Source organism: Pseudomonas sp. 8BK, assembly GCF_902506475.1.
Taxonomy (GTDB): Bacteria; Pseudomonadota; Gammaproteobacteria; order Pseudomonadales; family Pseudomonadaceae; genus Aquipseudomonas; species Aquipseudomonas anguilliseptica.
The window spans coordinates 436,999-449,223 of sequence record NZ_LR733252.1 but is presented as its reverse complement, the minus strand read 5'-3'; the positions used below and the strand labels follow the sequence as shown (position 1 = coordinate 449,223).

Genomic DNA, 12,225 nt, shown 5'->3' with positions numbered 1-12,225 from the left:
ATCGTTATGCCAAAACGCTTGCTGTTGCCCCTGTGCGCCCTGTTGAGCACCCCGGTGCTGGCTGCCGACGTGCAGCTTGAGGTGGAAATCCCGCGCCTGCAGGTGGCCGAGTACCACCGCCCCTACGTGGCCATCTGGCTGGAGCAACCGGACCAGAAACATGTCGCCAACCTGGCGGTGTGGTACGACCAGAAGCTCAAGGACAAGGAAGGCGAGAAGTGGCTCAAAGACCTGCGCCAATGGTGGCGGCGCAGCGGCCGCAGCCTGCAGATGCCGGTTGATGGCGTCAGCGGTGCAACCCGCGCAGTGGGCACACAGAGCCTGAGCTTCAGCAGCAACGATGCCCCCTTCAAGCAGTTACCCGCTGGCGAATACCGCGTGGTGGTGGAAGCCGCCCGTGAAGTGGGTGGCCGCGAACTGCTGCGCCTGCCGTTCACCTGGCCACCCAAGCAAGCCGCCAACCACAGCGCTCAGGGCAGTAGCGAGCTGGGCCATATCAACCTGCACCTGACGCCTTGAACCTCAGCCCCCACTTATTAAGGAAGACCGCCATGCACTCACTCGTAAAATGGACCGCCCTGACCCTGGCCATCTGCCTGCCGCTGTCCGCCCAGGCCCACCGCGCCTGGATGCTGCCTTCTGCCACCGTACTCTCTGGTGAAGATCCGTGGATCACCGTCGACGTCGCCGTGTCGAATGACCTGTTCTACTTCGAGCACTTCCCGCTGCGTATTCAGGGCATCGGCAACCTCGACAACGCACACGCTGGCGGCCCACCGGGCATGCGCCCGCGCCCGGCCGCCGCGCTGCAACTGTTCGCTCCGGATGGCAGCGCCGCAAAAGCCGAGAACGGCAGCATTGGCCGTTACCGCAGCACCTTCGACATGCACCTGACCCAGAAAGGCACCTACAAACTGGCCATCGCCAACAGCGGCCTGTTCGCCAGCTGGAAAGAAGGCCAGGAACACAAGCGCTGGATGGGCAAGGCCGAGGACTTCGCCAAGCAGGTACCGGCAGGCGCCGCCGAGCTGAAAGTGGCGCAGAACAACAGCCGCATGGAAGTCTTCGTCACCTCCGGCAACCCGACCACTACGGTGCTGAAAACCACCGGCGCGGGCCTGGAGCTGGCCCCGATTACCCACCCCAATGATCTGTTCGCCGGTGAAGCGGCCGAGTTCACCCTGCTGCTCGACGGCAAGCCAGCCGCCGGCGTGGACGTCAGCGTGATCCCCGGTGGCAACCGCTATCGCGACGACCTGGGCGAGATCAAAACCACCAGTGACGCCGACGGCAAGATCAGCATCACCTGGCCGAACGCCGGTATGTACTGGCTGGAAGCCGAACTGAGCAGCAAGGACGGCGTCACTGCCCCAGCCACCGAACGCCGCGCCTCCTACAGCGCGACCCTGGAAGTACTGGCGCCCTGATGCCAGCCCGAACGCTGTCGCCGCCCGGCGACAGCGCTTCCCTCCTCTTAGCTGACGACTCGACTTGATCACCGCCTCGCGACTTCACGCCCTGCGCCACTGGCCCCTGCCGACCTGCCTGTTACTGGCCGGCCTGCTGCTCTGGCTGCAACCGGCGCGTGAACTCAGCGCCGCACTGATCAGCGTGACCTATCTCGCCCTGTGCCTGCACTACTGCTGGCCACAGCGCCGTCTTTCATCCGGCCAGATCGACGAACTGCTGATTGCCTACGCCAGCCAAGGCGGCCAGGCGCAGCAACTGGCCGAGCGCAGCTGCGCGCAATTGCGCGACAGCGGCATGTCAGCGCGCTGCATCGCCCTCAACCAACTTGGCAGTGCCCAGTTGGCAACCCTTGAACGCCTGCTGCTGGTGGTCAGCACCTACGGCGACGGTGAGGCACCGGACAACGCCGCACGCTTCGAACGCGTGCTGCAAAGCCTGCCAGTCCTGCCGCAGCTGCACTTCGCCATTCTGGCCCTGGGCGACAGCAGCTACCCGCAGTTCTGCGCCTTCGGCCAGCGCCTGCAACAGCGCCTGCAGACACTTAAAGCGCAGCCGCTGTTCGACCTGCTGTGCGTCGACAACCTCGATGCCGGCACCCTGCGCCACTGGCAGCAACAGCTTGGCCACCTCAGTGGCAACAGCGATTTTGTCGACTGGCAGCCGGCGCACTATCGCCCTTGGCAACTGACGCAGCGCCACTGCCTCAACCCCGGCAGCAGCGGCGCCCCGATCTTCCAGCTGCGCCTGAGCAGCAGCGAGGACGTCGAGTGGCACGCTGGCGATATTGTCGAGATAGGCCCACGGCATGCGCAGCAGCGCGTCAACGCCTGCCTGCAGCAACTCGGTCTTGATCCGCAGCAGCGCGTAGCTGATGGCCAGTTGCTGAGCGATGCCCTGAGCCAGCGCCACCTGCCGACAACCCGGCCAGATGACGGCGACATAGCGCAGTGGTTTGCCACACTGACGCCCCTGCCACACCGCGAATATTCAATTGCCTCATGCCGCAGCAGTGGCAGCCTCGACCTGCTGGTACGCCTGCAGCACCAGGCTGACGGCAGCCCCGGACTGGGCTCCGGCTGGCTGTGCCAGCATGCCGACATTGGCGGCCAGATCGACCTGCGTATCCGCCGCAACCCCGGCTTTCATGGCCCGGACGCCACAACGCCGCTGATTCTGATTGGCAGCGGCAGCGGCCTCGCCGGCCTGCGCGCGCACCTGCAGGAACGCGCCGCCAATCCACGCTCACGCAACTGGCTGCTGTTTGGCGAACGCCACGCCGCCCACGACGCCCTGCTGATCGACGAGCTACGCGCCTGGCAACACAGCGGCCACCTCGAACGCCTCGACCTCACCTATTCGCGTGACGGCAACCCGCAGCACTATGTGCAGGACGCCCTGCGCGAAGCCGCCAGCACCTTGCACGCCTGGCTGGCCGACGGCGCAGCCATTTACCTGTGCGGCAGCCTCGACGGCATGGGCCGCGACGTCGACGCCTGCCTGCGTCAACTGCTGGGGGATGAGCCGCTGGAAGCCCTCAGTCAGAACGGTCGTTATCGGCGCGACCTGTACTGAAAAAGCACGAGCAGCTGGATCAGACACCTCCCGCCCCAGCGCTGCGAACAACCGATATAGAAGTAGGTCGCTATCGTCCACGCTGCGGCACACTATTCCAGGCTTAGGTCAGCAGCGCCGTCAGCCCCCCCCCCTGCTGAAGCGCCCCTGTTGCACAACATGCGCGTGCTCTCTACTCGCTGACAGCCCGCGCCGCCAAGGTCGAAGCAGCCCGACAATATCCCTTTTACCTCCAGGTCACCGGACAAAAGAAAACCCCGGGTACTGCAAGCAGCACCCGGGGTTTCAAGTACAGCGCCGACGACCTCGCCAGCGCATTTCAATGGCCTGTTAGAAGCTATAAGTAGCCGACAGCACCGCCGAGCGACCGTCGCCATACTCGATGGCCGAGGAGCGCGCATCGGTACCCGGAGTCTGGCGCACCCGCTCCACATAGTCCTGATCGAACAGGTTGTTGAGGTTCAACTGCAACTCCAGGTTGTTGTTCAGCTGATAGCCGACCATGGCGTTATGCAACCAGTAGGCATCCAGCTTGGCGCGGCTGCTGGTGCTGACATTGCGCTCGCTGACATAGCGGGCGCCGTAACCCAGGGTCCAGCCAGCCGGCAACTCGTAGGAGGTCCATAGGTTGAACGAGCGTGGCGGTGTATTGGCCAGCGCCTGACCTTCACGAGCGGTCCCAGCGGCAGTATCTGCGGCCTTGAGGGTTTCGCTGTCGAGGAAGGTGTAGTTGGCGAACACGTCCCACTGCTCGGTGATATGACCGGTCACGCCCAGCTCGACACCCTGCACGCGCTGCTCGCCGGCCAGTTGGCTGCTGCCGTCAGCCATGGTCTCCCGAGCGTTGGTTTTCTCGACGCGGAACACCGCGGCATCCAGTTCCAGGCGACGGTCGAACAGTTCCCACTTGGTGCCCAGTTCCCAGGTCTTGTTTTTCTCCGGAGACAGGTCGGCGGTGTCCTCACTGATACCGCTGCCAGTGGTGGCAAGGAACTCGGCCGTGGGGTTGAACGAAGTGCCGTAGGCCACATAGATGCGTCCATTTTCGGCCGGCTTGTAGACCAGGCCGACGCGGCCGCTGAACATCTCGTCGCGGGTGCCGAGCTTAGTCAGGGTACCGGCTGGCAGCGCGACGTTCTTGTACTCGCCATCGATCCAGTCGTAACGCAGACCAAGGTTCAGGTCCCATTCGGGCGCCAGGGCGATGGTGTCAAAGACATACAGCGCCTGGTTCTCCAGCTGAGTCGAGGTGTCGGCGGTGCGGGTCTTGTTGATTGGGCCATCCCAGTAACCTGGCGGGTTGCTGAGCTCATAACCATCAGCCGGATAGAGTGCATTGCCCAGGCCATGGTTGTAGGTGACGCGCTCGTAGTTCTCACGGGAGATCTCGACACCGGCCGCCAGGCTGTGCGCCAGACCGAAGGTGTCGAAATCGGCACTCAGGTTGGTCTGGTTGATCCACAGCTCGCTGTTGACGTCACGACCATAGGCCTGGGGCCCGGCCGGCCTGTAGTTGCCCGATGGCACGCCAGTGGTGTTGGCGTGAGCGGCCGAGATCACCGTATTGCGGTCGATCTGGCTGTAGCGGGTCAGGTTCTGCAGGCTGAGGTTGTCGTTGAAGCGGTGCTCCAGCTTGATGGTAAAGGAATCGGTTTCGATCTCGTCCTTGTCCAGATTGCTGAAGCCGAAGTAGTCGTCACGGTCGACACCGGCAAGCTTCTTGCCGTCCAGTGCAGGCACACCGTAATCGGGCAGGATGTCATCGCTCTGGTGGAAGTAGCTCAGGGTCAGACGCGTATCTTCACTCAGGCCCAGGGCCAGGGAAGGCGCGAACCCCCAACGCTCGCGGTCGATCTTGTCACGGCCGGGCACATCGTTCTCATGCACCATCAGGTTCAGACGCATGGCACTGTCGGTACCAATGCCGTCCAGGGTCTGGTTGGAATCCAGAGTCAGGCGGTGGTAGTTATCGGTGCCCAGGCTGCCGCCGATACGGGTGAAATCGCGACCCAGAGGCTGCTTGGTGACCTGGTTGATGCTGCCGCCGGTGGTGCCGCTGCCGCCGAACACCGAGTTGGGGCCCTTGATGACCTCTACCGCCTCGATATTGAAGGTGTCAGTGCGGTTGGTTTGGGTGCTGTCGCGCAGACCATCGATCTGCATATTGGCGTTGGCGCCGAAGCCGCGGATGTTGATGCTGTCACCCGAGCCACCACCGCCCTCACCGGCGGTGAAGGTGATGCCGGAGACATTCGACAGCACCTGGCGCAAGCTCAGGGCCTGTTGTTCTTCAATCACCTTCTGCGGTACCACGCTGATGGTCTGCGGGGTATCGAGCAATGGCGCAGTGTACTTGGGCGAAGCCGAGGTCTCGGTCTTGTAGCCTTCTGCCTGTTGGCCCTTGACCGTTACGCTACCCAGCTCAACCGGCGTCCTTGCCTTTTGCGGTGCTTGTTCAGCAGCCACACCAGCGCCCGCCCAGGACGCGATTACCAGACCAATGGCCGAAGCCAGAAGACGACGCTGCGGCAGGTTGCCGGCTTGTTTGCCCATACCCATGAGAACCACCCCAGATCAAAACGAGGCGTGATTCTATTTGATAATCAATATCAATCAATAGGGATTTAAACTTTTGTTTCCATTTAGTTCCGTTCAGCTCCGAATATTTCCCGCAGGCAGTGCACCCCAATACTGGCCAGATCACGGCAACCGGTCAGCGCCATGGCCACTTCCAGCTCTGCACGCAGCAGTTGCACCACATGCGCCACCCCGCTGGCCCCAGCGGCAGCCAGACCGTAGACATAGGGCCGCCCGACCAATACGGCGTCGGCACCCAGAGCCAGGGCCTTGAACACATCCGTACCGCGGCGAATACCGCCATCGAGCAGCAGCGGTACGCGCCCTTGCACTGCGGCGGCGATTTCCGCCAGCACTTCGATGGTCGCTGGCTGGCCGTCCAGCGTTCGCCCGCCATGGTTGGAGACGATGATGCCATCGACACCCTCAGCCACCGCGCGCTGCGCATCTTCGGCAGTCATCACGCCCTTGAGCAGGATCGGCAGGCGCGTCAATGAACGCAGCCATTGCACATCGGCCCAGCCAGGCGCTGCCGCCATTAACGCACCGCCGAGCAACAGGCCACCGCTAGGCGGCGCACTCTCGCGCAGCGGCTGCATGCCGCGCAGATTGACCGCCTCGATGCCCTCGGGCAGATAGAAACCGGCACGCTGTTCACGGTTGCGCACGCCATTGACCGGCGCATCCACCGTCAACACCAGCGCCTGATAACCCGCTACTTCGGCGCGCCTGACCAGCGCTTCAGTAAAAGCCCGATCCGGTTGGATATACAGCTGAAACCACAGCGGGTTATGCGCCTGCTCAGCCACCGCCTCAAGCGATACGCTAGCCTGAGTGCTCAGCACCATGCCGGCCTGTACCGCCGAGGCCGCCAGTACCGTGGCCAGCTCGCCATCTGTATGGGCCAAGCGCTGATACGCCACCGGAGCGAGGAAGATCGGGTGAGCGAATGCCTGGCCGAACAGCTGCAGATGGGTATTGCCGCCACTCAGATCAGCCAACACCCGCGTGCGCAGGCGAATGCGCTGAAACGCCGCCTGATTCTCCGCTAGGGTCAGCTCATCAGCCGCACCACCGGCGATATAGGCCCAGGCCTGGGCACTCATGCGCTCGCAGGCCAGGTGCTCATAATCCGCCACGGCAGCAACACTTGGCGGAATCTGCGTCAGTTTTGGCAACGGCATGTCGGTCATGTATTGGCCCACTGGCGCAGCAGGTTGTGATAAACCCCGGTCAGACGGGCCAGTTCGGCGCTCTCCGGCACCTCAAGGGTCAGCGCCTGTACTGCCCGATCCAGCTCCAGCAACAAGCCGCGCTGGGTGTCATCGCGCACCAAGCTCTGAATCCAGAAGAACGCCGCATAGCGCGTGCCACGGGTTACCGGGTTGACGCGGTGCAGGCTGCTGCCGGGATACAGCACCAGATGCCCGGCCGGCAACTTGACGCTGTGACTGCCGTAGCTGTCCTCGACCACCAGCTCACCACCGTCGTACTCATCCGGATCACTGAAGAACAAGGTGGCCGACAGGTCGCTGCGCACCCGATGCGGCGTGCCCGGCACGCTGAAAATCGCGTTATCGATATGGTTACCGTAGGTGCCACCATCGCTGTAGCGGTTGAAGCGCGGTGGCAGCACCTTCAGCGGCAAGGCGGCCGAGACGAACTGCGGGTGGTTGCCCAGGCGCTGCACGATAAAGTCGCCGACCTGCACTACCAGCGGGTCATCCTGCGCCAGCTGCTGGTTGGCCTTAGTCTTGAGCGCCTGGTGACCTGCTGTCAGCCGGCCATCCTGCCAGCTGGCCTGTTCGAAGGCCTGACGGCATTCAGCGACCTGCTCGGGCGTCAGCACATCGGCAATGTTCAACATCATGATTCACTCTCCTCGCCGGCCGCCTCAAGCGCCCGCCACCAAACAACTGCGAATGATTCTAAATAGCTGAAGCGCACTATGACAGCGCCGCGCGCGCAATCCATTGATCCAGGCCTGCGGCGCAGTAAAACGTTGCTGCAGAAACAAACAAGGCGCTCGTTTGCACGAGCGCCTTGTTGGGTCAGCGGTAACGCGCAGGGGTTACAGGTAGAACGACTTCAGCGGCGGGAAGCCGTTGAATTCCACGGCGCTGTAGCTGGTGGTGTAGGCACCGGTGGACAGCCAGTACAGACGGTCACCAATGGCTAGGTTGAGTGGCAGGCCGTATTTGTAGTTCTCGTACATGATGTCGGCGCTGTCGCAGGTTGGGCCGGCGATCACCACTTCTTCCACTTCGCCTTTCTTCTCGGTCCAGATCGGGAACTTGATCGACTCGTCCATGGTTTCGATCAGACCGCTGAACTTGCCCACATCCACGTAGACCCAGCGCTCGACGGCGGTACGCGACTTGCGCGCCACTAGCACCACTTCGCTGACCAGAATGCCGGCGTTGGCGATCAGCGAACGGCCCGGCTCGAGGATGATCTCCGGCAGGTCGTCGCCGAAGTCTTCCTTAAGGAAGCGGATGATTTCCTCGGCGTAGGTTTCCAGGCTGTTGGTGCGGGTGATGTAGTTGGCCGGGAAGCCGCCGCCCATGTTGATCAACTTGAGGACAATGCCGTCTTCTTCTTTCAGGCGCTCGAAGATCACCTTGACCTTGGCAATCGCCGCATCCCACACCGAGATGTCACGCTGCTGCGAACCGACGTGGAAGGAGATGCCGTAAGGCACCAGCCCCAGGTCGCGGGCGAGGATCAGCAAGTCCATGGCCATGTCAGTCTGGCAACCGAATTTGCGCGATAGTGGCCAGTCAGCGGTGGTCGAGCCTTCGGTGAGGATGCGCACATAGACTTTCGCGCCCGGTGCGGCCTTGGCGATATTGCGCAGGTCGGCTTCCGAGTCGGTGGCGAACAGGCGCACGCCCTTCTCGAAGAAGTAGCGAATATCCTTGGATTTCTTGATGGTGTTGCCGTAGCTGATGCGATCAGGCGTCACACCACGGCTGAGCACTTTATCCAGCTCGTAGATCGAGGCGATATCGAAGCTGGAACCCTTTTCCTTGAGCAGGTCGATGATCTCGACCGCCGGGTTGGCCTTGACCGCGTAATACACCTTGGCGAATTCGAACCCGGCGCGCAGGTCGTCGTAGGCCTGGCTGATGATCGAGGTATCGATCAGCACAAAGGGGGTTTCCTGGGTATCAGCGAAGGCCTTCATGCGCTGAAAAGTTGCGGGTGCGTAATAGTCTTCGACCTTGATCGACATGCTCGGACTCCAGTTGGCAGAACCAGTTAAAACGCATTCAGCAGATGAGCCGGCATTAGCGCCACTCACCCACCATTCAGGGAGACCTGGCGGCTAACCCGCACAGGCAGAACGTCTGATCAGTTTCCCCACTTTGGTTCGCCTACTTCACAAGGCATGTCGCCGAGGATTACCCGCATCGGAGCAACCTCTCGTCGTCAGTACTTGAGCCGGATGGATCGTTGCCAGCATGGACGTTCGGGCGCGAACTTTAGGGCCATGGGGGGCTGAGATCAATCAAAAATGCCGTACTTTTGCTCCTCTTTGTCGCCTTATTGATTGATCGTTTTATATTCAAAACAAAACGTTATGAAATGCTGCACAACGCGCTAAAAACCAGCGGTTTTCTCCCCTGACTACAGGTCGCCGCGCGCGCTGACGTTTACCGTTATAATCGCCGCCTTTTTTGACAGACCGACTATTCAGTCGATGGGTTCCCGCACAATGACCATCCAGGCCACCGAAGTCGGCAAACGCCGCACGTTCGCGATCATTTCCCACCCCGACGCCGGTAAAACCACCATTACCGAAAAGTTGCTGCTGATGGGCAAGGCAATCGCCGTGGCAGGTACGGTGAAGTCGCGTAAATCCGACCGTCATGCCACGTCCGACTGGATGGAGATGGAGAAGCAGCGCGGCATTTCCATCACCACCTCGGTGATGCAGTTCCCCTACCGCGAGCACATGATCAACCTGCTCGACACCCCCGGTCACGAAGACTTCTCGGAAGACACCTACCGCACCCTGACTGCGGTGGACAGCGCGCTGATGGTGCTCGATGGAGGTAAGGGCGTTGAGCCACGCACCATCGCCCTGATGGATGTATGCCGTCTGCGCGACACGCCGATTGTCAGCTTCGTCAACAAACTCGACCGTGATATCCGCGACCCGATCGAGCTGCTCGACGAGATCGAGGCGGTACTCAAGATCAAGGCCGCGCCCATTACCTGGCCGATCGGTTGCTACCGCGACTTCAAGGGTGTGTACCACCTTAAAGGCGACTACATCATCGTCTACACCGCCGGTCATGGCCACGAACGCACCGAAACCAAGATCATCCAACACCTCGACTCGGATGAGGCTCGCGCCCACCTGGGTGATGAATACGACCGTTTCCTTGAGCAACTGGAGCTGGTGCAAGGCGCCTGCCACGAATTCGATCAAGACGAATTCATGAACGGCCAACTGACTCCGGTGTTCTTCGGCACCGCGCTGGGCAACTTCGGCGTCGACCATGTACTGGATGCGGTGGTCGACTGGGCACCCAAGCCGCTGGCACGGGTGGCCAACGAGCGCACCGTGGAACCGGTGGAAGAGAAGTTCTCAGGCTTCGTGTTCAAGATCCAGGCGAACATGGACCCCAAGCACCGCGACCGCATCGCCTTTATGCGCATCTGCTCGGGCAAGTACAGCCAGGGCATGAAAATGCGCCATGTGCGCACCGGCAAGGATGTGCGCATCGGCGACGCCCTGACCTTCTTCTCCAGCGAGCGTGAAATGCTGGCCGAGGCCTATGCCGGCGACATTATCGGCCTGCACAACCACGGCACCATCCAGATCGGCGACACCTTCACTGAAGGCGAGGCGCTGGGCTTCACCGGCATCCCGCACTTCGCCCCGGAGCTGTTCCGCCGCGTGCGCCTGAAAGACCCGCTGAAATCCAAGCAACTGCGCCAGGGTCTGCAGCAGCTGGCCGAAGAAGGCGCGACCCAGGTGTTCTTCCCCGAGCGCAGCAACGACATCATCCTCGGCGCGGTCGGTGTGCTGCAGTTCGACGTGGTCGCCAGTCGCCTGAAAGAGGAATACAAGGTGGAGTGCGCCTACGAACCGATCACCGTGTGGTCGGCGCGCTGGATCGAGTGCAGCGACAAGAAGAAGCTTGAGGAATTTTCCAATAAAGCGGTGGAAAACCTGGCCCTGGATGGCGGCGGTCACCTCACTTACTTGGCGCCGACCCGAGTCAACCTGAGCCTGATGGAAGAACGCTGGCCGGATGTGAAATTCCGCGCCACCCGCGAACACCACTAAAGGGCGTCAGCGGCGAGATCACGCCTCGCCGCTGGGCTGCTCCTGACTAAGCAGCCACCGGCTTGGCTAACACAATAATCGCCAGCGCCACCAACACCCCCGCCGCAAACCCCGCCGAGTGCCAACGCTGGCCACGTCGCCATGCTGCCAATGCTGCCTGCGATGCTTGCAAGCCGTAATAGATGACAAACATCTTCGAGGCATAGGTGATGATCTCGTAGATATTTGCCGTCCAGGTGATCGCAATTGCCACCAAGGCAGTGATCAGATTACCGACGCGTACCGGCAAACGCCGTTTCGATGACTCCGCCAGCAGCCCGCCAGCACCATTCATATCGGCGACCGCAGCGGATAACTGAGACGCCAGCGCGGTGAGAATCAGTAGTGGCGCAACCAGCAGCCCAAGCGGCCGCAGCAAGTCGATGATCGCCGTCTCACCGCCCTCGGGTGGCAACTGCCCGTTGAACAAGTTGGTAATCAACAACAAGAACGCCAGATAGATTGCGCAGGCGATCCACTGCGCCCAACGCATGCTGCGAATACGAGTAGTGGCGTCGTATTGGCTGCCGAGATAGCGCGAGGTTTCAAAACCCTGCACCAGAATTACCAGCCCCAGCAACACTTCGAGCTGCTGCATACCTTGCAGGTGCGCTTGCCCTGCCCAGCCGAGCGAGCCGTCCAGCAGCGCCGACAGATTAACCTGCGCCAGCATCACCACCAGCCCGCCGATCAGCGCCAGCTTCAAGGCCACCACCATCACCTCTAGCCGCTCCAGCCCGGCCAAGCCGCGCATCGCACCGAGCAGGCCAATACTGGCGATCACGATGGTGGCCACTACCCGCGTCCACATAGGGTCAACTACATCGCCCAGGCGCATACCAAACGCAGCGAAGAGATTGAGGTAGTAGGCCACTGAAACAAAATACGCCAGCGCCAATGCCAGCTCAGAAATCCGCTCCAAGCCAACCAGATAGCGCGGAGGATGGTCAGCCAGGCTTGGCTCAACATAACGAATGTTGTAACGAATGGCCGCACCAAACCAGTAGCTCAAGCCGCATAAAGCCAACATCGCCAAGCAGGCCAAAGGGCCAACGGCATGCGCGAGAATCGGCCCAGCCACCAGGAAGCCAGAGCCGATAATCGACGCTAACGGCGTTACGGTTGCGCGCCATCCTGGCGCGGCCATCAGGCGTGGCTGAAAGAGCAGGTAGGCTAACAGTAACGCTGCACCCACCAGCAGCATGTTGTTGAGGCTAAACATCATGTGCAGCAACCCGCGTGATTCGATGCAGCCGCATGCTGCA

At 61.6% G+C, this 12,225-nt stretch carries 9 protein-coding genes; 4 read left to right on the top strand and 5 right to left on the bottom strand.

Annotated elements, in window-relative coordinates:
* Positions 1-6: 6 nt before the first annotated feature.
* The 3 genes from ACIN8IBEIGE_RS01980 to ACIN8IBEIGE_RS01970 all read left to right on the top strand — a co-directional run bounded on the left by ACIN8IBEIGE_RS01980 (position 7) and on the right by ACIN8IBEIGE_RS01970 (position 3,042).
* Positions 7-519 (top strand): DUF2271 domain-containing protein, encoded by a 513-nt coding sequence (locus ACIN8IBEIGE_RS01980; protein WP_160013182.1) that lies wholly within the window; start codon positions 7-9, stop codon positions 517-519.
* 32 nt (positions 520-551) lie between these two features.
* Positions 552-1,427, top strand: coding sequence for a DUF4198 domain-containing protein (locus tag ACIN8IBEIGE_RS01975; protein ID WP_160013181.1), 876 nt, complete (start codon positions 552-554; stop codon positions 1,425-1,427).
* A gap of 64 nt (positions 1,428-1,491) precedes the next feature.
* Complete coding sequence (locus ACIN8IBEIGE_RS01970) at positions 1,492-3,042, top strand: sulfite reductase subunit alpha (RefSeq protein WP_256665020.1); 1,551 nt, start codon at positions 1,492-1,494, stop codon at positions 3,040-3,042.
* A 330-nt stretch (positions 3,043-3,372) separates the two neighbouring features.
* Here ACIN8IBEIGE_RS01970 and ACIN8IBEIGE_RS01965 read toward each other — a convergent pair whose 3' ends face one another.
* The 4 genes from ACIN8IBEIGE_RS01965 to ACIN8IBEIGE_RS01950 form a co-directional block, all read right to left on the bottom strand.
* Positions 3,373-5,595, bottom strand: coding sequence for a TonB-dependent siderophore receptor (locus tag ACIN8IBEIGE_RS01965; protein WP_160016282.1), 2,223 nt, complete (start codon positions 5,593-5,595; stop codon positions 3,373-3,375).
* Positions 5,596-5,684: 89 nt separating this feature from the next.
* Positions 5,685-6,803, bottom strand: coding sequence for an alpha-hydroxy acid oxidase (locus ACIN8IBEIGE_RS01960; RefSeq protein ID WP_372240001.1), 1,119 nt, complete (start codon positions 6,801-6,803; stop codon positions 5,685-5,687).
* Positions 6,804-6,808: 5 nt separating this feature from the next.
* Positions 6,809-7,489, bottom strand: coding sequence for a Fe2+-dependent dioxygenase (locus ACIN8IBEIGE_RS01955; protein WP_160013179.1), 681 nt, complete (start codon positions 7,487-7,489; stop codon positions 6,809-6,811).
* 201 nt (positions 7,490-7,690) lie between these two features.
* Entirely contained in the window at positions 7,691-8,854 is a 1,164-nt protein-coding gene (locus ACIN8IBEIGE_RS01950) for a type III PLP-dependent enzyme (protein WP_090381815.1), read from the bottom strand.
* 483 nt (positions 8,855-9,337) lie between these two features.
* On the opposite strand from ACIN8IBEIGE_RS01950, the gene ACIN8IBEIGE_RS01945 reads away from it, so the two are divergent.
* Positions 9,338-10,921 (top strand): peptide chain release factor 3, encoded by a 1,584-nt coding sequence (locus ACIN8IBEIGE_RS01945; RefSeq protein ID WP_160013178.1) that lies wholly within the window; start codon positions 9,338-9,340, stop codon positions 10,919-10,921.
* 46 nt (positions 10,922-10,967) lie between these two features.
* Here ACIN8IBEIGE_RS01945 and ACIN8IBEIGE_RS01940 read toward each other — a convergent pair whose 3' ends face one another.
* Positions 10,968-12,185 carry a hypothetical protein gene (locus tag ACIN8IBEIGE_RS01940; RefSeq protein WP_160013177.1) on the bottom strand — a complete coding sequence of 406 codons (1,218 nt, stop codon included), beginning with the start codon at positions 12,183-12,185 and terminating at the stop codon, positions 10,968-10,970.
* Between the last annotated feature and the right edge of the window lie 40 nt (positions 12,186-12,225).